Here is a 21,168-nt window from a genome sequence, read left to right as displayed (position 1 = left end):
TTCTCACCGCAATCGTCTAGGCTTTGATCCGCTTCATTTCAGGGTCATAGAGCGGTTTTAGCGAAACCTTGCAAGGCACGCGTTCGCAGGCCACATCGAGCTCATAGGCGCCGGAGAGAACAAAATCCTCCGTTACACCGTCGGGGTTACGGACATAGCCGTAGCCGATCGGCTTGCCGATGGTGTAACCGAAGCCGCCGCTGGAAAGCCAGCCGACGCGATTCCCGTCACGGTAGATGGTTTCACGGCCGAGCAGTACGATATCAGGATCATCGGGCACGAAGCAGGCGAGCATCTTCTTCACGCCGCTTTCGAGCTGCCGCTCGATCGCCGCCCGCCCCTTGAAGGGCGTGATCTTGCGTGTCTTCAGCGCCCAGCCGAGTCCGGCTTCGATGGGCGTATGATCAGGACCGATATCAGAACCCCAGGCGCGGTAGCCCTTTTCCAGACGGCAGCTCTCGATCGCGCGGTAACCGGCGTTGACGAGGCCGAACTGCCCGTCCGCGGCCATCAGCGCATCATAGACAGTCGTCGCATATTCGATCGGCACATGAAGTTCGTAGCCGAGTTCGCCGACATAGGTGATGCGCAGCGCTCGCACGGGGCAGCCGGCGATGCCGATGGTCTTGACCCGGCCGAAGGGGAAGGCCGCGTTGGAGACGTCGCTTGTCGTGACCTTCTCCAGGATCGCGCGGGAATTCGGGCCCATCAGCGCGAGCACAGTATAGGCCGAGGTGACATCCACGAGTTCGGCATGGAGGCCGTCGGGAATGCTGCGCGAGATCCAGTCGAAATCATGCGTGGCAAAGCCGGTGCCGGTGACGATGTAATATTCGTTTTCGGCGGTGCGTGCGCAGGTGACATCACATTCGATGCCGCCCTTGTCGTTCAGCATTTGCGTGTAGATCAGCGACCCCACAGGTTTTGCGACATCGTTGGCGGCAATCCATGACAAGGCAGTCTCGGCATCCCTACCCTTCAGCACGAATTTAGCAAAGGAGGTCTGGTCGAAGATGACGGCTGCCTCACGCACCGCCTTGTGCTCACGGCCGACGGCCCCGAACCAGTTCTGGCGGCCATATGTGTAGATATCCTTCGGCTCTTCATTGGCGAAGAGATCGGCAAACCAGTTCGGCCGCTCCCAGCCGAGTTTTTCGCCGAAGCAGGCGCCCTGCGCCTTCAGCCGTTCATAAAGCGGCGACTTGCGGCATGGACGGCCGCTCGAGTATTCCTCGAAGGGGAAAGCCAGCGTGTAGTGTTTGCCGTAGGCCTCCAGCGTTCTCGTGCGAACCCAATCCGTATCGAAATGCGGGCGGCCGAAGCGGCGGATATCGACCGGCCAGAGATCGTAGGGCGGCTCGCCCTTCGTCACCCATTCGGCAAGCGCCATGCCGGCGCCACCGGCAGATGCGATGCCGAAGGCGTTGAAACCGGCACCGACGAAGAAATTCTTCAGTTCCGGTGCCTCGCCAAGAATGAAGTTGCCGTCGGGCGTAAAACTCTCAGGCCCGTTCAGAAGCTGTTTGATGCCGGCATTTTCAAGCGCCGGGACACGGCCGAGCGCCTGCTCCATGATCTGTTCGAAATGATCGAAGTTGCTGTCGAGCAGCGTATAGTGGAAGCCCTCGGGAATGCCGTCCAGAGCCCAGCCAATAGGGTTCGGCTCGTAGCCGCCCATGACCATGCCACCGACCTCCTCCTTGTAATAGGTCAGCCGATCGGGATCGCGCAGGGTCGGGAGATTGGAGGGCACGCCGAAGGATTCGGTGATGATATACTGATGTTCGACGGAGACGAGCGGCACGTTGACTCCGAAGCGAGTGGCAAAGCTGCGGGTCCATTGGCCGGCGCAGACCACGACCCGTTCGCATTCGATGCGGCCTTGTGCCGTGATGACGGCGCGGATCCTGCCCTTGTCGATTTCGAGATCGAGCACTTCCGTGTCCTCGAAGATCGAGACACCGGCCATGCGAGCGCCTTTTGCCAGCGCCTGGGTAATGTCAGAGGGATTGGCCTGGCCATCCGTCGGCAGATAGGCGGCACCGACGAGATCGTCTGTCGTCATCAGCGGCCAGAGATCAAAGGCCTCCTGCGGATTCAGAAGATGCATTTCGAGGCCGAATGACTGCGCCGTCGTCGCCTGGCGCTTAACTTCGGTCCAGCGTTCCTCATTGCAGGCAAGCCGCAAGCCGCCATTCATCTTCCAGCCAGTGCCAAGACCGGTCTCGGCTTCAAGCTTCTTGTAGAGATCGACGGAATATCCCAGAAGCTGGGTGATGTTGGCGCTGGTACGCAATTGCCCGACGAGGCCGGCGGCGTGGAATGTCGTGCCTGACGTCAGCTTCTTACGCTCCAGCAGCACCGTATCGGTCCAGCCAAGCTTGGCCAGATGATAGGCGGTCGAGCAGCCGATGATGCCGCCGCCGATGACCACGGCCTTTGCCGTTTTCGGTAATTCCTTCGTCATTCAATGATCCTGTTCAAATGCCCGATAGGCGCGCTCGAAGCGGGCAAGGTTTTCGGCAGTATAGGCAGCGTAGTCGAAATCGATGGTCGAATGGATCTCGGAGATCATGCTCCAGAGCGTCTCGCGCAGCAGCGAGGCGCATTTCATGGCCTGGTAGCGGCGGTTGAGATCATCCGTCAGCGGCCGATCGAAATAGGTCTCCAGCATCAGGCGCTCCACCTCTTCCGAAAACTCGCTGTTGGAGGCAAGGCCGCCGAGATCGAAGAGCGGCGTGTTGAAACCTGCATAATCCCAATCGATCAGCCAAAGCCGCCTGCCGTCATCGAGGAAATTGGCTGCTAGCAGGTCGTTATGGCCGAAGGCGATCTCGAAAGGACCTGCGGCTTCTTCGAGACATTCGGCTTTCGCGAGCAGGTCGTCCAGCAATGGCGCATGAGGACTGCCGGCAGCCTTCAGGTTTGCGATGTAATCGCGGATCACATGAAAAACCCAAAAGATCAGCGCCTGACCGCGAAAATGGCGGGCCATGTCGTGGTGGCAGGCGCGGATCAAGGGGATGAGACGGGCAAGCGTTTCCGGTTTTCTGACATCATCGGGCGATAGCGGCGCTGCGTCGATGAAATCGAGAACCAGCACACCCGGCGCATGATGGATAACGGCAGGCGAGATGCCGGCCGCATGGGCGGCGCGGCTTGCCGCAAGCTCGTTCTGCCTGTTGATATGATGAACCGGAATATCTTCGCCCAGGCGAACGACGCGCCGCAGCGCGCCATCCCTCACCAAGTAGTTCCGGTTGGTTAGACCGCCGGTGATCGGAGATATGTCGATCGGACCTTGCCAGATGCCAAGCGCATGAATCCTCTCTTCAGGCGTCACGCGTATCCCCCTCGTAGCCCTCAAGGAAATGATGGGCTTGAGAGGGATCGGCTGTCAAGCCGCGGCTATTTCAGATCGTCTTGCCGGTGGCGTCGAAAACGTGACAGCGCGCCGGATCGAAGGACGCCTTCACGTTGGTGCCGCGCTCGACCTTCTGCTGGCCATCGAGCGCAATGGTAAGCGCCTGATTGTCCGGCGTCGTTGCGTAGAGCATCGTGGCGCCGCCGAGATTTTCGACGAGATCGACATTGACGGTCGAAAGAACCGTGCCGCCTTCCGTCAACGCAAGATGTTCAGGGCGGATGCCGAAGGTGACGTCCTGCCCCGCCTGTCCGGCAAGCCGGCGGCCGAGCTGAATGGCGTTGCCGCAGACATTGAGCGTCGAGCCAGTGTCAGTGACGCTCTCGATCCTGGCATTGAGGAAGTTCATCTTCGGGCTGCCGATGAAACCGGCGACGAAACGGTTGGCGGGATTGTTGTAAAGGTCGAGCGGAGCGCCGACCTGTTCAATGCGACCGGAATTCAGGACGACAATCTTGTCGGCCATCGTCATGGCTTCCACCTGGTCGTGGGTAACGTAGATCATCGTGTTGCCGAGGCTGCGGTGCAGGCGGGAAATCTCCACGCGCATCTGGACGCGTAGTTCAGCATCGAGGTTGGACAGCGGCTCGTCGAAGAGGAAGATGCGCGGCTCACGAACGATGGCACGGCCGATTGCAACACGCTGGCGCTGGCCACCCGAGAGTGCCTTCGGCTTGCGCTCCAGCAGCTTCTCGATCTGCAGGATCTGCGCGGCGCGGCGTACTTTCGGTTCGATTTCCGCCCGCTTGTAGCCTGCGGTTTCGAGACCGAAGGCAAGGTTCTTATAGACGGACATATGCGGATAGAGCGCATAGGACTGGAAGACCATGGCGATGCCGCGCTTGGCGGGCGTCACTTCGTTCATGCGCTCATTGTCGAGCAGCAGCGCACCACCGGAGATTTCCTCGAGGCCGGCGATCATGCGCAGCAGCGTGGACTTGCCGCAGCCAGACGGGCCGACAAAGACCGCGAACTCACCGGGATCGATCGTCAGGTCGATGCCGTGGATGACGTCGAGCTGGCCATAGCGCTTCTCGACCTTCTGAAGAACGACACTCGTTGCCATGTTCCGAAATCCCCTCTTATTTGGTTCTTGCACGCCAGTCGGCGTATTTCGGGCTGTCAGGACCGATCGGCAGGGCAACATCGGCGCCGCTATCGGAGGATTGGTAGATGGCCGTGACCAGTTCCAGCGCGCGCCTTGCATCGGCGCTCGTCACCGGAAGCGGTCCCTTGCCCATCAGATAATCGTGGAAGCGCAGCATCTGCGTGTTGAAGCGCAGAGGTACGGGTTGCCAGTCAGCGATGACGGCATCGATCTTCGCCTGAACTTCGTCATCGGCAGCAATAATCTGCCAAGGATCCTGGCCGGGCGCATAGGCCTCGTGATTGCTCTCGAATGTAATGTTTTCGAAGTGAAGCCTGAGCCGGCTGATCTCGTTCTGCGAGCCGAGCGTACAGGACAACGAAACGAAGGCGCCGTTCTGCATCTGCAGGCTGACCGAAGCGCAATCTTCGACCTCGATCTCGTTGACGCGAGTCGCCACGCGGCCGAAGACGCGGGCAGCAGGACCGGCAAGATAGAAGAGCATGTCGTGCAGATGCAGCGCATGGGTGACGAGTACGCCGCCGAGCTCAGTTGCCCATTTGCCACGCCAGGGAACGGCGTAGTATTCAGGCTTGCGGCGCCAGAAGGTTTCGACGGAGCCCATGTAGAACTTGCCGGCAAGACCGGCATCGATGATGCGCTTGGCCTTTTCGACGCCGTCGCCATACCGATACTGGAAGATCGGCATCAGCGTGCCCGTGGCGGTCTTTTCGGCCTTGATGATTTCGTCGGCACCGGCAAGCGAACCGGTGAGAGGCTTTTCGCAAACGACATGCTTGCCGGCGGCAAGTGCGGCAATGACTTGTTCCTTGTGGATACCGGGCGGCGTGCAGATATCGATGATGTCGATGCTGTCATCGGCAAGCAGCTCATCGAAGGAGGTCGCGCGCCGTTCGATGCCGAATTCATCGCCGATCGTCTTCAGGCGATCTTCGTTCAGGTCGCAAATCGCTACAACCTTGAACTTGTCCGGATGCGGCAGATACCCCTCGACGATATGGGAGCGGCCGATACCGCAGCCGATGATCGCGACTGTCTTGATGCTCATGTCACTTTATCCTGTCTGGCTTTCCCGCCCGATCCATCAACGCTTCATGCCGGTCGTGGCGATGCCCTCGATCAGCAGGCGCTGGAAGAACAGGAAGAAGAAGAATACGGGCACGAGGGTGAGCGTCGACATGGCGAACAATCCGCCCCAGTCCGATGCGCTGGTAGAGTCCACGAAAGTGCGCAGGCCGAGCTGGATCGTGTAAGTGTTCATGTCGTTGAGGTATATCAGCGGACCGAAGAAATCGTCCCAGGTCCAGATGAAGGAGAAGATGGCGGCTGTGGCCAGAACCGGCAGCGACAGCGGCAACATGATCTTCCAATAGATGCGCCAGGCGCTGCAGCCATCCATCATTGCGGCCTCATCGAGTTCGCGCGGGATGCCGCGGAAAAACTGCACCATGAGGAAGATGAAGAAGGCGTCGCTTGCCAGGAACTTCGGCACGACGAGCGGCAGGATGGTGTTGACCCAGCCGAGATCGAGGAAGAGCACATATTGCGGGATGAGCGTCACGTGATAGGGGATCATCAGCGTGCCGAGCATGATCGCGAACCAGAAATTCCGACCGGCAAAACGCAGCCGCGCGAAGGCGAATGCCGTCAGCGAGCAGGCAATGACGTTGCCGGCGACCACCAGCAGCGAGATGACGAGCGAATTCCAGAAGAAGCGGCCGAAGCTGATGTCGAGACCGGTCCAGCCGCGCACATAGGAGGAAAAATCGACTGACGACGGAATGAGCGAAGTCGAGGAGAAGATCTCGTTTTCCGGCCTGACCGACGCGGACACCATCCACAAGAGCGGATAGAGCATCAGGAGCGATGCGGCGATCAGCAGCGCATGGATGACGATCGAAGCCGGCAGGCTGCGTTTGGTGATATCCGATGGCGGCCGGGGCGCGGTGACGGAAGCGGTCATCTCAGTCATCGTAGTGTACCCAATAGCGCGAGGTCAGGAAGGAGAAGGCGGTGAAGATCGCGATGATCACCACGAGGATCCAGGCGAGCGCCGAGGCATAGCCCATGCGGAAATTGCCGAAGGCTTCCTGATAGAGATAGAGCGTGTAGAAGAGCGTCGAATTGATCGGGCCGCCCGTGCCGCCGGAGATGATGAAGGCCGGTGTAAAGGCCTTGAAGGCGTCGATCGTCTGAACGACGGCGTTGAAGAAAATCACCGGCGTCAGCAGCGGCAGGGTGATCTTGTAGAACTGGCGGAATTTCGACGCACCGTCGAGGCTGGCGGCCTCATACATATCCTGCGGGATCTGTCGCAGGCCGGCCAGGAAGATGATCATCGGCGAACCGAACTGCCAGACGGAGAGTGCGACCAGCGTGTAGATCGAATAGCTCGGATGCGAAATCCAGCTCGGGCCGACAATTCCGAAATGCGAAAGTGCCGCATTGACGAGACCATCGCTGGCGAAAAGCTGGCGCCACAGTACAGCAATCGCCACACTGCCGCCGAGAAGCGACGGAAGGTAGAAAATCGCGCGGTAGATTGGCAGGCCGCGCAAGCCTCGGTTCAAAGCAAGTGCGACAAGAAGCGCAAAGGTCAGCTTGAAGGGAACCGACAAGACGACATAGGTCAATGTGACGGACATGGCCGACGCAAATTTCGGATCGGCCGTAGCGATGCGCACGTAATTTGCAGCTCCCACCCAACCCGGCGCCCTCAACATGTCGAAGTCGGTGAAGGAAAGGTAGAGCGAGATCAGGGCCGGGCCGAGTGTCAGGCCGAAAAAGCCTACCAGCCACGGAAGCAGAAAGAGATAGCCGGGAGCATTGGCATTCCACAGCCGCCGGAAGCGTCCGTCAGCCCGTACTCCCTGATATCTTTCCACGGTTACCGTCCCTGCGGACGTGCGCATCGCATTGGTCATATAAGATCAACCCCGCGCGAGAATTCGCGTGATTTCATCCACGAGCTGCTTGCCGGCATCAGCCGGAGTAAGCTGGCCGAAAGCGACCTGCTCCGAGATAGTGCGCAGGACAACCTGGCCTTCGCCGGCACCGGTCGGCGGCGGGGGCGGAAGCGGGCCTGCGAGATCGCCGAGACCGCTGACATATTCGAGCGGGACTTTGCCGGTTTCATCGAGCGTGCCGGCAACGACGTCGCGCATCGCCTTCGATTCCGGAATACCGCGCTCGACATCGAGGATCTTGGCGGCATCGGGGTTCTTGACGAAGAAGTTCACGTAATCGACAGCCTGGTCGATCGCCTTGGATTGTGCGGAAACCGAGAAGAACATCGAAGGCTTGCGGTAGTGGCCGCCCTTGGAGTCCGGCTTGATGCGCATGTAATTGCTGAGCATCAGCTTGTCCTTGACCATCGCCTGATAGCCAACAAACTGGTTGGAGTGGGCGTAGTCGCAGGCGGCCTTCCCGACAGTCAGCGGGCTGGTATCAATCGTATCCTTGTAGAGCGCCTGAATGTCGGGCGTTACGCAGGCGCCGGCCTCACGGAACTTGGCCCACATGTCGAACCATTCGGACGCATCCTCGGCACCGAAAGCAATCTTCGAATCCGCCGTGTAAAGCGCCTTGCCGCGCTGGCGAAGATAGTTTTCGAAGAGTGGTTCGCCGCCACTGCCATCGGCAAAGCCGAAATAGCCCTTGCGCTTGCCGGCCTTGGTGATTTCAGCACCGATCTTGCCGAATTCTTCCCAAGTCGTCTTGTTGGTCGGCACGTCGATGCCGGCTTCCTTGAAGGCGACTGTGTTGATGACGGTCGCTGCCGAGTTTGCGCCGAGGCTGACACCATAGAAATGGCCATCGACCTTGCCGCCTTCGATCTGCGCCGGGTCAAAATCATCGAGCTGCAGCTTCGAGGGCATATAGGATTCCAGCGGAGCAAGAGCGCCGCGCCGGGCATATTCGACGATGTAGCGATAATCCATCTGGATGACGTCGGGGGCGTTGCGGCCGGCCACCTGTGTGGCGAGACGCGGCCAGTAATCGGCCCATCCGAGGAATTCGCCGGTGATCGAAACGCCGCTGTGCTGCGCCTTGAAAAGGTCGGAGACCTTGTTGGTGCGGTCAGCGCGCGGCTGAGAACCCCACCAGATGAGACGCAGGCGGTTTTCCTGGGCAAAAGCGCTGTTTCCGAGCGCCGAAAGCGAAAGAAGCGTTGCTCCACCCGCCATGAAATTACGTCTGCTTACACGAAAAGTCATATTGGTTTTCCTCCTCCCAACAGGAAGCGCCTCCACACGCTTCCGAATTAGCCGCCTTGCAACAAATAACTAATTGGTTACAAGTTATGTTCAAAGCCTCCGGGCTGTCAAGCGGTGTTGCTGGCCCGGTTGCTCTGACCAAATCGGCTTTTTACATTCTTCCGCTTAAGCCTTATGAGCGCAACATGGGAAGTAGGGGAAATCGCATGAACGACATTGGGGAGAGCGCAAAAAAGAAGACCAAGCGCCCGTCCGCTGAGCGAACCGCCCAACGCGATCCGGAGCGCACCCGCGCGGCCATTCTTGAGGCGGCCACACGGGAATTTGCCGAAAACGGCATGGGCGGCGCGCGAGTCGACTCCATCGCAGAGCGCGCCGGTACCAACAAACGCATGCTCTACCACTATTTCGGCGACAAGGAGCAGCTCTATCTACGCGTGCTGGAGGAGGCCTACGTCAGCATCCGCACCGCCGAACGCGCGCTCAACATCAGCACCCGCAGCCCCGAGGAGGGCATTGGAGAACTTGCCCTCTTCACCTGGCGCTACTTCCTGCAGCATCCGGAATTCTTGAGCCTGCTCGGTACGGAAAATCTGCACCGCGCGCGCTGGCTGCGCCAGTCCGTGCGGCTCAAGGAGCTGCATTCGCACCTGATCGGCGAGCTTTCGCAGGTGCTGGAAGAAGGTAAGAAAACAGGTGTCTTCATCGAGACTGCCGATCCCCTGCATGTCTATCTGACAATCGCGTCGCTCGGCTATTTCTACCTGTCCAACCAGTACACGCTTTCGACGATCTTCGGCCGCGATCTCATCACACCTGCCAGTCTCGAAGCCTGGGAACGGCACATCGTTCACGTCACGCTCGCCTCGATAAAGCGCTGATTTTCAAAAAACCGAATTGGCTATTGACAGCAATATTCCTCTTCTGCCATCAAGTAACTGTTTAGTTACCGGCTCGGGAGGGCCGGGCCTGGCTGCCCGCTCCCGACGCATAAAAGCTTCCAGGGAGGGAAAAGTGGCACGTTTGGGGATCATTTTGCACGGCGTTACCGGCCGTATGGGCTACAACCAGCACCTCGTTCGCTCGATCCTCGCCTTTCGCGACCAGGGCGGCATTACGCTGAAATCCGGCGAGAAACTGGAAATCGATCCGATCATCGTCGGCCGCAACGGCGCGAAGATGGAGGAGCTTGCCCGCAAGCATAACATCAAGCGCTGGTCGACCGATCTTGATGCTGCGCTCGCCAATCCCGATGACGCCATCTTCTTCGATGCCGGAACCACGCTGATGCGCGCAGAGCTGCTGTCCAAGGCGCTCGATGCCGGCAAGCACGTCTATTGCGAAAAGCCTATCTCCGACGACTTGCAGGTTGCGATCGACCTGGCCCGCAAGGCGCGTGCCTCCGGCCTCAAGCACGGCGTGGTGCAGGACAAACTCTTCCTGCCCGGCCTGCGCAAGCTTGCGCTGCTGCGCGATTCCGGCTTCTTCGGCAAGATCCTCTCGGTGCGCGGTGAATTCGGCTACTGGGTCTTCGAAGGCGACTGGGGCGTGCCGGCCCAGCGCCCGTCCTGGAACTACCGCAAGGCCGATGGCGGCGGCATCATCCTCGATATGCTATGCCACTGGCGCTATGTGCTCGACAATCTCTTCGGTGAGGTGAAGGCCGTTTCCTGCCTGGGTGCAACCCATATTCCCACCCGTATCGATGAACAGGGCAAGCCCTACAACTGCGACACCGATGATGCAGCCTATGCGACCTTCGAGCTGGAAGGCGGCGCGATCGCGCAGGTCAATTCATCCTGGGCCGTGCGTGTTCGTCGCGACGACCTCGTCACCTTCCAGGTGGACGGCACGCATGGCTCGGCCGTTGCCGGGCTGACGAAATGCTGGAGCCAGCATCGCGTCAATACGCCAAAGCCTGTCTGGAACCCCGACCAGCCGCAGACGATCGACTTCTACAAGACCTGGGACGAAGTGCCCGATACGCAGGTCTTCGACAACGGCTTCAAGGCGCAGTGGGAAATGTTCATCCGTCACGTGGTCGAAGACGCTCCCTGGCCCTATGGCCTGGAAGCCGGCGCCAAGGGCGTGCAGCTTGCAGAACTCGGCCTGAAATCCTGGGCCGAGCGCCGCTGGCTCGATGTCCCCGCCCTGGAGTTTTGAGCCGTGACGACGATCAATCTTCCTCTCGACGGCAAGATCGCTCCTTATAGGCTGACCGGCGCGCCGATCGAACTCAAGAAGCGGGACGCCAAGAGCTTCCCGCGCATCGCCTTTGCCGCCGCCCATGTCGTCGCCGAGCCGCTGGCCGACAACGATCCCTGGTTGACGCCGGCGATCGACTGGGAACGAACGCTCGCCTTCCGTCACCGCCTTTGGGACCTCGGCCTCGGCGTCGCCGAAGCAATGGATACGGCACAACGCGGCATGGGCCTCGGCTGGCCGGAAGCCCGCGATCTCATTCGCCGCGCACTCGCCGAGGCAGCTGGTCGTAAAGACGCGCTGATCGCCTGCGGCGCCGGGACCGATCATCTGACGCCAGGCCCCGACGTAACAGTCGACACGATCATCAAAGCCTACGAGGAACAGATCGAGACGGTCGAGGCCGCGGGCGGTCGCATCATCCTCATGGCAAGCCGCGCCCTTGCCGCCGCAGCCAAGGGGCCGGACGATTATGTCAGGGTCTATGACCGGATCCTTCGCCAGGTAAAGGAACCCGTCATCATCCACTGGCTCGGCGAAATGTTCGACCCGGCTCTGGCCGGGTACTGGGGCAACGGCGACCATCTGAAGGCAATGGAAACCTGCCTGCAGGTGATCGAAGCCAATGCCGCGAAGGTCGATGGCATCAAGATCTCGCTTCTTTCCAAGGAGAAGGAAGTGACCATGCGCCGGCAACTGCCGAAGACTGTGCGCATGTACACCGGCGACGACTTCAACTATGCCGAATTGATCGCCGGCGACGAGCAGGGCCATTCCGATGCGCTGCTCGGCATCTTCGACGCCATCGCACCGGCGGCTTCGGCCGCACTTGACGCACTTGGCCGCAAGAGCAACCACGAGTTCTTCGACTTGCTCGAGCCGACGGTTCCGCTGTCACGCCATATCTTCAAGGCGCCCACCCGCTTCTACAAGACCGGCGTCGTTTTCCTCGCCTATCTCAACGGGTTACAGGACCATTTCACGATGATCGGCGGCCAACAGAGCACGCGTTCGCTGACGCATCTGGCGGAACTTTTCCGCCTGGCCGACAAGGCCCGGGTTCTCGCCGATCCGGAACTGGCGACTGATCGCATGAAGCAGGTGCTTGCCGTTCATGGCGTTCACTGATCGCCGGCACGGCAATGGGAGGAGAATGACATGCAGGTCGAAGGGCTTTCGATCAATCTCGCGACGATCCGCGAGCAATGCGGCTTTGCCGAAGCCGTGGATATCTGCCTGAAGCACGGTATCACCTCGATCGCGCCATGGCGGGATCAGGTCGCCAAAGCCGGTCTCGACGAGGCGGTGAGGATCGTCAAGTCGAACGGCATCAAGCTGACCGGGCTTTGCCGTGGTGGCTTTTTTCCGGCCGCAAACGAGGCCGACTGGCAGAAGAACCTCGACGACAACAGGCGCGCCATCGACGAGACGGCAGCCTTTTCTGCCGATTGCCTGGTGCTTGTGGTTGGCGGCCTGCCGGGCAGCTCGAAGGATATCGTCGCGGCCCGGCAGATGGTGTTCGACGGCATTGCCGCCATGCTGCCGCATGCCCAGGCCGCAGGCGTGAAACTCGCGATCGAGCCATTGCATCCAATGTATGCCGCCGATCGGGCTTGCGTGAACACGCTCGGCCAGGCGCTCGATATGTGCGAGCAACTTGGCGAGGACGTCGGCGTTGCCGTCGATGTCTACCACGTCTGGTGGGATCCCGATCTTGCCAACCAGATTGCTCGCGCAGGACGCATGAAGCGCATCTTTGCCCACCACATCTGCGATTGGCTGGTGCCGACCAAGGACATGCTGCTCGACCGCGGCATGATGGGCGATGGCGTCATCGATCTCAAAGGCATAAGACGGATGGTGGAAGCCGCCGGCTTCCTCGGCGCGCAGGAGGTCGAAATCTTCTCGGCTGAAAACTGGTGGAAGCGTCCGGCCGATGAGGTGATCGCCACCTGCGTCGAGCGCTTCAGGAGCTGCTGCCAAGTCTAGTTTTAAAATCCAATCGTTTCATCACGTATGAAGGAGGAATCATTCGATGGAGAAACGCCGTTTTGCCCTAATCGGCACCGGTAACCGCGGCACCACGATGTGGGGCAAGGATCTGCTTTCCGGCTGGCGCGAGCATGTCGACCTGACTGCGATCGTCGAGAAGAATTCGCTGCGCGGCGAGCGCGCCCGCACCATGATCGGCAGCAACGCGCCGCTCTATGAAAACATCGATGCGATGCTGGCAGAGCAGAAGCCGGATCTGGCGATCGTTTGCACGCCCGACCATACGCATGACGATATCATCGTGCGTGCCCTGGAATCAGGCATCGACGTCATCACCGAAAAGCCGATGACGACTTCGGTGGAAAAGATTCGCCGGATTCTGGATGCCGAAAAGCGCACCGGTCGCCGGGTCGACGTTTCCTTCAACTATCGCTATGCGCCGACCGCGGCAAAGATCAAGGAACTCCTGAATTCCGGCGAGATCGGCCGCGTTACCTCGGTCGACTTCCACTGGTATCTCAACACCAAGCATGGTGCCGACTATTTCCGCCGCTGGCACGCCTATACGGAAAATTCCGGCAGCCTCTTCGTTCACAAGGCGACACACCATTTCGACCTTCTGAACTGGTATCTGGACAGCGACCCCGATGCCGTCACCTCCTTTGCCGACCTGCAGAATTACGGCCGCAAGGGACCTTTCCGCGGCCCGCGCTGCAAGCTCTGTCCGCACACACAAGAATGCGACTACTATCTCGATCTCGAAAAGGATCCCTTCCTCGATACGCTCTACGAGGATCCCTCGAAGATCGACGGCTATTTCCGCGACGGCTGCGTTTTTCGCGAGGATATCGACATTCCCGATACGATGGTCGTTTCAATCCGCTACCGAAACAATGTCCATGTCTCTTATTCACTGAACACGTTCCAGCCGATCGAAGGCCATCACCTCGCCTTCAACGGTACCAAGGGGCGTATCGAAATCCGCCAATATGAGGCGCAGCCGTGGGAAGAGCCAAAGGAAGACACGATCCTGCTGATCCGCAACTTCCCGCACGGCAAGGAGGCCGTCGAGCGCATCATGGTGCCGCATTTTTCAGGCGGCCATTACGGTGGCGACGACCGAATGCGCAACATGATTTTCAAGCCCGATATGCAGGACAGACTCGCGCAACGGGCCGGCACCCGCGCCGGCGCCATGTCCGTGCTGTGTGGCATCGCTGCGCTGACAAGCTCGCGTACCGGCAAGGTCGTCAATATCTCCGACCTCATGCCGGAGCTTGCCAATGACGGTTCGCCCAACTCGCGGAAGGCGTGGTAAACGCTCAGGCGGTATTTTCCAGGCTTTCGAGGGTGAGCCTGTAAAGCAGCGGCTCGCCCTTTATAAAGCGTTCGGTCTCATCCGCTGCCATTTCACCAAGGCGGGTGCGCTCGAGACCGATCGCACCGGCGACATGTGGCGTCAGGAAGACGTTGGGCAGATCGTAGAAGGCCGATTCCGGTCCCGGTATTTCGGGATCGGTCACGTCGATGATGGCGTCGATGCGGCCGGTCTTCAGAACGGCCAGCAGAGCATGTTCATCGATCAGCGCACCTCGGGCTGTGTTGATCAATGTTGCCCCATCCTTCATCAGCGCCAATTTTGCCGCATCGATCATGTGGTAGGTGGACGGCAGTGATGGCGCGTGGACGGATACGATATCCGACTGACGCATGAGATCGTCGAGTTCGACCTTGTGCACACCCATTATGCGCGCCTGGTTGGCATCGACAGTCGGATCTGAGAGCAATATCTTGTATTGGAAAGGCTTCAGCAGATCGATGACGCGGCGACCAATGCGCGAGGCGCCGATAATTCCAACCGTGCGGCGATAGTTGCCGATGGCCTCGCGCTGCATCGGATGGGTGCGATCGCGATCGCGGTCACCAACATAGATGTCGCGGAAACGGAAGACATGTTTGCCGGCAAAGATGATTGCAGCAAGCGTGAATTCCGCAACCGGTACGGCATTGGCCTCGGCCGCATGGCTGACGGGAATGCCGGCCTCGAAAACGCAGGCATCGACGATGCCCTTTACCGTTCCCGCCGCGTGAACGACGAGCTTCAACTTTGGCGCAAGCGCTAGAACCTCCCGGCCAACATAGGGCGCACCCCAGCCGGTGATCAGGATTTCCGCCTCGGAGAGCAGAAGCTTTGCCCGTTCGTCGTCGAAGTGCTGAAGCGGTTCGGCGTCGAGCAGGCGCCCGATGCCATCCAGCCGGCGAAGGACCGCCTCGGGCAGCACATGCTCGGTGCGGGAAGGCTCCATGGCAAGGACGATGGCAGCCCGGTTCATGGCATATGTCCTGGCGCTTCGATGGCGCTAACGGTCATGCCCTCCTCGCTGATCAGCTTCTGGAGCGCAGCAATATCGGGTGCTTTCGGTGGCGTCATCCATGCTCCCGATACGGCAGCCGGATCGTTCAACGCCAACGCAGCCGTGATCAGAATTGTTTCGCCGGCAGAAATTTCACCGCGCAGCTGCGGCACGAGCGTCTTGGAAACGATCATGTTCGTATTCGGCAGCGCTTTCTGGGCAAGGCCGTTTCGCTTGATCGACGAGCCCAAGTCGACGATGCCGGTGAAATCCACTTCGCCGATCGCATGGGCCGAGCCTTCGGCGGCCGAAAGCGTATCCGCATCGAGATCACGTTTGGCAATCGCGAAGCCGCCTTCCGCGGTCTGCAGTGGACGTGGTGTCGTGATGCGGTGAACGCGGACATGCCATGGGGCCGATGGTACGAGCCAGGTTTCGACCTTCACATCCTTGAAGGCCGACCATCTGGAATAAAGGATGTTGCCGGCGATCTTTGCCTCTTCATTGGTTTCGCGGACGCGGTAATGCAGGCCGTCGTCACTGAAGGCGAGCGCGGAATCGAAGGCGCCAAGTGCGAAGGCACGCTCATCGGCTTCGACGCTGAAACCGTAGCGAGCGGAATAGGCGAACTTTGCGTATTTCTCCGTGCCGAAGCGCATCTGCAGGTTTTCCTGGCCTGAAGACAGCGCCACGACATCATTTCCGGCACGCATGACCACCATGCCTGGATGACGTTGCGGAACGACCTCGGGGGGGTGTTCAGGCGCCTTTTCCTCTGCGGTCCAGAAGGGATGATCCTCAGCAATGGCGAGCGGCAGGAAGGCCTTGAAGGCCCAATAGGGTGAGCCGGCAGAATTATAGCTCTCCGACATCAAGAGGTTCGGATAGCCGAAGCCGATGGAGAGAACGCCGTCGTGGCTGGCGATCGGCTTATCCCGCCACCAGCGCAGATGCTCGAGGCAAAGATGCTTGACCTCGCCCCAGGGCAATGCCTCCAGATCGGCAAAGGCAAGCGCCGACCAGAAACCGGCACAGGCGAAACGATAGGTCAGGCTGCGGCCGAAGGGGATCGTTGCGCCATCGGGCGCAAACCAGTGGCGGAAATCCTTGGCGAAGAGAATGGCTCGCTCACGGTAGCGCTTGGCATAGTCGTCATCGACCAGCTTGGAATAGATCAAGCCGTAGAAATGCATGGCGAAGGGAATGTAATGGTCGATGCGGCGGATATTACCGTCACGGTACCAGCCGTCGCCGATGTAAAAGCCTTCGAGTTCCTCGAGATATCGCCTGGTCAGGCTGCGGTCGAAATCGGCGCCGAGGCGGTCGAGGGCTATATCGACGAAGATGCGGAAGAATTTCCAGTTATTGTCGGCATAGTCGAACTGCCGGACATGCTTGAAATAGGCGATGATGTTGTCGCGGGCGCGCTTGTCGAGTGGCTCCCAGATCTTGTCGGGCACCAGCGCCAGGGCAAAACCGAGGGCGGCGAGCTCCACCATACGCTGATCGCGGGCATTGACGGTGCCCCAATATTCGGGATGGGCCGGATCGCAGCCGTTCGCAAGGCCCTCAGCAAAGCGGTGCCAGTGGTCGAAAGCGGTCTTGCCGGCGCCGAGCGGTGCAAGACCCCAGAGCGGACGCGCGAAGCCTTCGAGATCGGCAGCGGCCCGGTCGAAATGGGCGCCGGCGCCGTCGAGGCGAACACGGGCATTGCCATCGGAGAAGAAGGGCAGCAGCGGGTTGAAGAGATCGTTGACAGCACGGATCATATCGGCGCGGTTCTTCAGCGGATTGCCTGCAAGCGGATTGGCGCTGGCGGGATCATAGGTCATCGGCATCACTCACAGCTTGTCGGTATCGGGAACGGTGCCTCCAGCAACGGGGACAACCGCCTGGCAGATGTGGCGGGCGGGAGCAACCCTGTCGCGGTAGCGGGAAATCATCAGGGAAATGGCCTCGCGGCCAAGCGCTACGCGGTCGACGCGCATGGTGGAAAGCCTGGGATTGGTCATGACGGCACAGGGCAGGTCATCGAAGCCGACGATCGCGAAATCCTGAGGAACGCGAAGGCCTGCTTCGGTGACGGCTTCGAGCACACCTACGGCAATGAAATCGTTCATGCAGAAGGCCGCCGTATAACCTGGATCCTCGGCGAGCATCGCGACCGTGCGCTCGTGCGCTTCGCGGCTGGCGCTCCCCTGGAAGGTGAGCGGAACAAGCCGGCCCTCGGCACCGGGAATCGCGGCAATCGCCGCTTCGAAGCCACGCACACGCTCGCGGATCGTGTGACGATGGGAGCCGGTGAGATGCAGGATGCGGCGATGGCCGGCTTTCGTGAGCCGGCTCGTCGCCTCGTAGGCGCCAAAGAAATTGGAGGGTGAGACGCCATCGAGGCGCAGGCGCGGATCGGTACCGTTGACGAGAACGGTCGGCGTTCCCGTCTCTTCCAGCCAAGCCCGCAGCGCATCGCCGGGATCGATGCCGACGAGGAAAAGCCCTTCGGCTTCCGCCGTCTGCATATATTCGCCGACGACATCGGGCATCGTGCGGTCTTCACGCACGAGCCGCACCTCGAAAGGCATGCCAGCATCGGCGGCGCCGGCACGAAGGCCCTCCACGATCGATTCGTAGAAGACGCTGAGGCCGCCGGTCGCCCCGTCGCTGGCAATCAGAGCAAGTCCGCCCGGAACGCTTTCCGAAATAGTCTTCACCGGATAGCCATGTTCGGCGGCAACCTTCAAAATGTGCCGCCGCACGTTTTCGCTGATACCAGGCTCGTTGGCGAGCACCCGTGAGACCGTGGAAACGGAAACGCCCGCCAGACTGGCAATGTCGGCCTGACGTGGCTTTCTGGTCCTAGTCTCGTTCATCCTGACCTCATTCATGCAGCAGAGATTATGCAAATTATGCAAATTTGCAAGCAAACTATAATTCTTGCAAACAGAAATTTTTTGCGTACTCTACCTGCCGAACGCTCGAAAAGACCATTGGAGGATGGCATCGGGCATCAGACAAAGGAGGAAATGATGCAGGTCAATCGCCGTTCATTCTTGATGGGAACCGCGGGTGCCGCGGCCGGCCTTGCTTTTGGCGCCGGCAGCTCGATCCCCGCATTTGCCGAGGAGGCTTCGCTTCGCGCCATGTGGTGGGGCTCCAACGACCGCGCCAAGCGCACGCTCGATGTTGCCAAGCTCTACCAGTCGAAGACGCCCGGCGTCACCATCGTCGGTGAATCCCTTTCGGGCGACGGCTACTGGACCAAGCTCGCAACGCAGATGGCCGGCCGCTCGATTGCCGATGTCTTCCAGCTCGAGCCGGGCACGATCTCCGACTATTCCAAACGCGGCGCCTGCCTGCCGCTCGATGAATTCGTTCCCTCGACGCTGAAGGTCGACAGCTTCGGCGCCGATATGCTGAAACTGACCACGGTTGACGGGAAGCTCTATGGCGTCGGCCTCGGCCTCAACTCCTTCGCGATGTTCTTCGACACCGTCGAATTCGAAAAGGCCGGTATTCCGCTTCCTACACCCGATCTCACCTGGGATGAGTATGCCAAGCTCGCCGTGGAACTCGCGAAAGCCTCCGGCAAGGGTGGCGGCCCCTACGCGGCGCGTTACAATTATGTCTTCGACGCCTGGCTGCGCCAGCGCGGCAAGAGCGTCTTCGCCAAGGAGACCGTAGGCCTCGGCTTTACGGTCGACGACGCCAAGGAATGGTTCGACTATTGGGAGAAGCTGCGCAAGGCGGGCGGCACGGTTGCCGCTGACGTGCAGACGCTGGACCAGAACACGATCGACACCAATTGCCTTGGTCTCGGCAAATCGGTTATCGGCATGGCCTATTCCAACCAGATGATCGGCTATCAGCTGATCATCAAGAACAAGCTCGGCATCACCATGCTGCCGCGCGAGAAGAAGGGCGGCCCGTCAGGCCATTACTATCGTCCGGCTCTGATCTGGAGTGTGGGTGCTACGACCAAGCAGGGCGAAGCCGCCGCAAAGTTCATCAGTTTCTTCGTCAACGATCCGGAAGCCGGCAAGATCCTCGGCGTCGAACGCGGCGTGCCGATGTCGCCGGTGGTTCGCGAAGCGATCCTGCCACAGCTCAACCCGACGGAGCAGGAAACGGTCAAATACGTCAATCTGCTCAAGGATCAGGTCGGCGAATATCCGCGGCCGGTACCGATGGGCGCGACCGAATTCGACCAGCGTGTTCTCCGTCCGACCTGCGATGAGCTCGCCTTCGAACGCGTCTCTGTCGCCGATGCGGCAGCCAAGCTCGTCGAAATCGGCAAGGCTACGCTCAAGGGTTAATCATACCCCCGCATGAACAGGTTAAGGCCCGCCGCAAGCGGGCCTTTTCCATTGGCGCTATCGGCTCAGTTGCTGGCGTCATCGATAACCCGCCAGTCGGGTCGACCGAGATTGAACGGCCATGCGTGTACGTCGCGATCATTGAAGTAGACGACTTCCTGCAGCTCGGGAAAATCGCTCTGCCTGAGCGTCACTGTTTCCATCCATGGCTTGATGTACCCGTCACTACCCTCATAGCCGAGTTCGGCCACCCAGACCGGCTTATGATACTGCGCGACAAGGTCGTAGCCAGGCTTTAAAGCCTCGTTGAAAGTCCGTGGACCATTGTGAACGATCCGGTCATAAGGCTCCAGACCGAAGACCGAGAGGCCGACGAAGTCGACATAGGTGTCGCCCGGGTAATAGGCATCGAGACCAGGCAGTCCTTTCGGCGACCACATGAGTTTCGTACCGGGCGCTTCCTCCCGCACGATGTCCATCATCCGCCTATAGGCAGCTATATAATCTGAAGGATTCCAGCCGGACCACGAAAAGCGGCCGGATTTGTCTTCCATTTCCTGCCCCCAGCGGACGATGACCGGGCTTTTCAACTGGGCGATCATACTGGCGATCGCCCGCATATTCACATCGTAATCGCCGCGGAACAGCTTCCAGCGCAGTTCATCGGAGGTCAGCCGCCAGTCTACATCCCATGACCAAGGTTCCACCGTGATCAGCAGGTTGCGGCCTCTTGCCAGCGCATAGGCATCCGCTACACGAAGCGTTTCGAGATCGACATCTTCCCATGGAAGGAAGAGGTGCTCCGTCGCCACGCTCTGCTGCGCGCCGAAATCGCCATGCGGATCGTAGGCACCGAATTTGACGCCATCGGCATGAATGGCGGGCCGCTTGTCTGTGATCGTCTGCGCACCCGCCGCATTCATGACGGCGGTGGCGTTTTGCGCCTCGCTTCGGTGCGAAATGTCGGCAACACCGAGCATAAGGATCGCGATTGTTGCTGCCGAGATTTTCTTCGCCAGGGTTTTCATCGTCTTGTCCTCCCTTTCGGCTATTTATTGGTCGCGAGAACCTGCTTCAGCTCTTTGGCTTTCAGGCTCACCGTGTCTGCCGGCACCAGCTTTCGAAACTCGTCGTCGGCTTTCGTTGAAGCGTGCCGGAACACGTACCAGTCCCCGCTCGGCTGACGCCGCTGGTAGATCGTGTTGCCGATCCTGCGGTGGCCGAAGCAGGTACTGGCACGTGCCGCCCCCTCATTATTGGTCCAGGTCGCACGCATGCACATCTGGCCGAAATCGTCGACGACCCAGCGGCCTTCGGCGAAAGACTGCTTGCCGTCATTGTCAACCCAAGCGACGAGGCGCCTGCCCTCGCCAATAAAACGACCGCCGCCGGTATTCCAGGTCCAGGTTTTGTCGGCGTAGATCGCATACAGTTCGCCCGCGCTGAGCGGTATTGGTGTCGGCGCCTTCTTCTGTTCCGCTGCGCGTGCGCCTATCGGGAGGATAAGGCTGAGGCACAGAGCCAGCGCTCCTCCCGTCAATCGTGCTGCCATGCTCAT

The 21,168-nt window shown here is 60.0% G+C and carries 18 protein-coding genes; 6 read left to right on the top strand and 12 right to left on the bottom strand.

Translation table 11 applies throughout. The annotated features are described in order from the left end of the window. Positions 1-16: 16 nt before the first annotated feature. From FHT78_RS15335 to FHT78_RS15305, 7 genes are all read right to left on the bottom strand, one after another. Complete coding sequence (locus FHT78_RS15335; protein WP_183745462.1) at positions 17-2,467, bottom strand: FAD-dependent oxidoreductase; 2,451 nt, start codon at positions 2,465-2,467, stop codon at positions 17-19. Beyond that, positions 2,468-3,343 (bottom strand): choline kinase family protein, encoded by an 876-nt coding sequence (locus FHT78_RS15330; protein ID WP_183745459.1) that lies wholly within the window; start codon positions 3,341-3,343, stop codon positions 2,468-2,470. A 70-nt stretch (positions 3,344-3,413) separates the two neighbouring features. After that, on the bottom strand, positions 3,414-4,490 hold the full coding sequence (gene ugpC, locus FHT78_RS15325; RefSeq protein WP_183745456.1) for a sn-glycerol-3-phosphate ABC transporter ATP-binding protein UgpC: 1,077 nt from the start codon (positions 4,488-4,490) through the stop codon (positions 3,414-3,416). A 16-nt stretch (positions 4,491-4,506) separates the two neighbouring features. Next, the gene (locus FHT78_RS15320) at positions 4,507-5,580 is read right to left on the bottom strand and encodes a Gfo/Idh/MocA family oxidoreductase (RefSeq protein WP_183745454.1); all 1,074 of its coding nucleotides are present in this window, start codon (positions 5,578-5,580) and stop codon (positions 4,507-4,509) included. A gap of 36 nt (positions 5,581-5,616) precedes the next feature. Further along, positions 5,617-6,504 carry a carbohydrate ABC transporter permease gene (locus FHT78_RS15315; RefSeq protein ID WP_183745451.1) on the bottom strand — a complete coding sequence of 296 codons (888 nt, stop codon included), beginning with the start codon at positions 6,502-6,504 and terminating at the stop codon, positions 5,617-5,619. Then, on the bottom strand, positions 6,497-7,456 hold the full coding sequence (locus tag FHT78_RS15310) for a sugar ABC transporter permease (protein WP_183727402.1): 960 nt from the start codon (positions 7,454-7,456) through the stop codon (positions 6,497-6,499). Before FHT78_RS15310 ends, FHT78_RS15315 begins: the two co-directional genes overlap by 8 nt. A 6-nt stretch (positions 7,457-7,462) precedes the next feature. After that, positions 7,463-8,749 (bottom strand): ABC transporter substrate-binding protein, encoded by a 1,287-nt coding sequence (locus tag FHT78_RS15305; RefSeq protein ID WP_183745448.1) that lies wholly within the window; start codon positions 8,747-8,749, stop codon positions 7,463-7,465. A 206-nt stretch (positions 8,750-8,955) separates the two neighbouring features. On the opposite strand from FHT78_RS15305, the gene FHT78_RS15300 reads away from it, so the two are divergent. The 5 genes from FHT78_RS15300 (at position 8,956) to FHT78_RS15280 (ending at position 14,261) form a co-directional block, all read left to right on the top strand. Then, positions 8,956-9,630, top strand: coding sequence for a TetR/AcrR family transcriptional regulator (locus FHT78_RS15300; RefSeq protein ID WP_183745445.1), 675 nt, complete (start codon positions 8,956-8,958; stop codon positions 9,628-9,630). A 133-nt stretch (positions 9,631-9,763) separates the two neighbouring features. Next, entirely contained in the window at positions 9,764-10,912 is a 1,149-nt protein-coding gene (locus FHT78_RS15295) for a Gfo/Idh/MocA family oxidoreductase (RefSeq protein ID WP_029616427.1), read from the top strand. 3 nt (positions 10,913-10,915) lie between these two features. Beyond that, positions 10,916-12,079: a dihydrodipicolinate synthase family protein gene (locus tag FHT78_RS15290; RefSeq protein WP_183745443.1), complete on the top strand. Its 1,164-nt coding sequence runs from the start codon at positions 10,916-10,918 to the stop codon at positions 12,077-12,079. A gap of 30 nt (positions 12,080-12,109) precedes the next feature. After that, the gene (locus FHT78_RS15285) at positions 12,110-12,940 is read left to right on the top strand and encodes a sugar phosphate isomerase/epimerase family protein (protein WP_183745441.1); all 831 of its coding nucleotides are present in this window, start codon (positions 12,110-12,112) and stop codon (positions 12,938-12,940) included. 46 nt (positions 12,941-12,986) lie between these two features. Beyond that, on the top strand, positions 12,987-14,261 hold the full coding sequence (locus FHT78_RS15280) for a Gfo/Idh/MocA family oxidoreductase (protein ID WP_183745438.1): 1,275 nt from the start codon (positions 12,987-12,989) through the stop codon (positions 14,259-14,261). A 4-nt stretch (positions 14,262-14,265) separates the two neighbouring features. Here FHT78_RS15280 and FHT78_RS15275 read toward each other — a convergent pair whose 3' ends face one another. From FHT78_RS15275 to FHT78_RS15265, 3 genes are read right to left on the bottom strand one after another with little or no spacing between them, the layout of a single operon-like run. After that, the gene (locus tag FHT78_RS15275) at positions 14,266-15,276 is read right to left on the bottom strand and encodes a hydroxyacid dehydrogenase (RefSeq protein WP_183745435.1); all 1,011 of its coding nucleotides are present in this window, start codon (positions 15,274-15,276) and stop codon (positions 14,266-14,268) included. Then, complete coding sequence (locus FHT78_RS15270; RefSeq protein ID WP_183745432.1) at positions 15,273-17,129, bottom strand: DUF2264 domain-containing protein; 1,857 nt, start codon at positions 17,127-17,129, stop codon at positions 15,273-15,275. The genes FHT78_RS15275 and FHT78_RS15270 overlap by 4 nt, the downstream gene beginning before the upstream one ends. Before the next feature lie 9 nt (positions 17,130-17,138). Further along, complete coding sequence (locus FHT78_RS15265) at positions 17,139-18,167, bottom strand: LacI family DNA-binding transcriptional regulator (RefSeq protein WP_183745429.1); 1,029 nt, start codon at positions 18,165-18,167, stop codon at positions 17,139-17,141. Between the two features lie 156 nt (positions 18,168-18,323). On the opposite strand from FHT78_RS15265, the gene FHT78_RS15260 reads away from it, so the two are divergent. After that, positions 18,324-19,610 carry an ABC transporter substrate-binding protein gene (locus FHT78_RS15260; RefSeq protein WP_183746473.1) on the top strand — a complete coding sequence of 429 codons (1,287 nt, stop codon included), beginning with the start codon at positions 18,324-18,326 and terminating at the stop codon, positions 19,608-19,610. Between the two features lie 65 nt (positions 19,611-19,675). On the opposite strand, the gene FHT78_RS15255 is transcribed toward FHT78_RS15260, so the two are convergent. Beyond that, on the bottom strand, positions 19,676-20,638 hold the full coding sequence (locus FHT78_RS15255) for a glycosyl hydrolase (protein WP_183745426.1): 963 nt from the start codon (positions 20,636-20,638) through the stop codon (positions 19,676-19,678). 20 nt (positions 20,639-20,658) lie between these two features. Further along, the gene (locus FHT78_RS15250; protein WP_183746471.1) at positions 20,659-21,168 is read right to left on the bottom strand and encodes a DUF995 domain-containing protein; all 510 of its coding nucleotides are present in this window, start codon (positions 21,166-21,168) and stop codon (positions 20,659-20,661) included.

The organism is Rhizobium sp. BK196, assembly GCF_014193255.1.
Lineage (GTDB): Bacteria > Pseudomonadota > Alphaproteobacteria > Rhizobiales > Rhizobiaceae > Rhizobium.
This window is presented reverse-complemented; position numbering and strand designations above follow the sequence as displayed.

Coding starts and splice junctions, on each gene's coding strand:
- FHT78_RS15285 (WP_183745441.1), top strand. CDS start 12,110: ATGCAGGTCGAAGGGCTTTCGATCAATCTCGCGACGATCCGCGAGCAA.
- FHT78_RS15320 (WP_183745454.1), bottom strand. CDS start 5,580: ATGAGCATCAAGACAGTCGCGATCATCGGCTGCGGTATCGGCCGCTCC.
- FHT78_RS15250 (WP_183746471.1), bottom strand. CDS start 21,168: ATGAGCATGGCAGCACGATTGACGGGAGGAGCGCTGGCTCTGTGCCTC.
- ugpC (WP_183745456.1), bottom strand. CDS start 4,490: ATGGCAACGAGTGTCGTTCTTCAGAAGGTCGAGAAGCGCTATGGCCAG.
- FHT78_RS15335 (WP_183745462.1), bottom strand. CDS start 2,467: ATGACGAAGGAATTACCGAAAACGGCAAAGGCCGTGGTCATCGGCGGC.
- FHT78_RS15265 (WP_183745429.1), bottom strand. CDS start 18,167: ATGAACGAGACTAGGACCAGAAAGCCACGTCAGGCCGACATTGCCAGT.
- FHT78_RS15315 (WP_183745451.1), bottom strand. CDS start 6,504: ATGACTGAGATGACCGCTTCCGTCACCGCGCCCCGGCCGCCATCGGAT.
- FHT78_RS15260 (WP_183746473.1), top strand. CDS start 18,324: ATGCAGGTCAATCGCCGTTCATTCTTGATGGGAACCGCGGGTGCCGCG.
- FHT78_RS15270 (WP_183745432.1), bottom strand. CDS start 17,129: ATGACCTATGATCCCGCCAGCGCCAATCCGCTTGCAGGCAATCCGCTG.
- FHT78_RS15300 (WP_183745445.1), top strand. CDS start 8,956: ATGAACGACATTGGGGAGAGCGCAAAAAAGAAGACCAAGCGCCCGTCC.
- FHT78_RS15305 (WP_183745448.1), bottom strand. CDS start 8,749: ATGACTTTTCGTGTAAGCAGACGTAATTTCATGGCGGGTGGAGCAACG.
- FHT78_RS15310 (WP_183727402.1), bottom strand. CDS start 7,456: ATGACCAATGCGATGCGCACGTCCGCAGGGACGGTAACCGTGGAAAGA.
- FHT78_RS15255 (WP_183745426.1), bottom strand. CDS start 20,638: ATGAAAACCCTGGCGAAGAAAATCTCGGCAGCAACAATCGCGATCCTT.
- FHT78_RS15275 (WP_183745435.1), bottom strand. CDS start 15,276: ATGAACCGGGCTGCCATCGTCCTTGCCATGGAGCCTTCCCGCACCGAG.
- FHT78_RS15280 (WP_183745438.1), top strand. CDS start 12,987: ATGGAGAAACGCCGTTTTGCCCTAATCGGCACCGGTAACCGCGGCACC.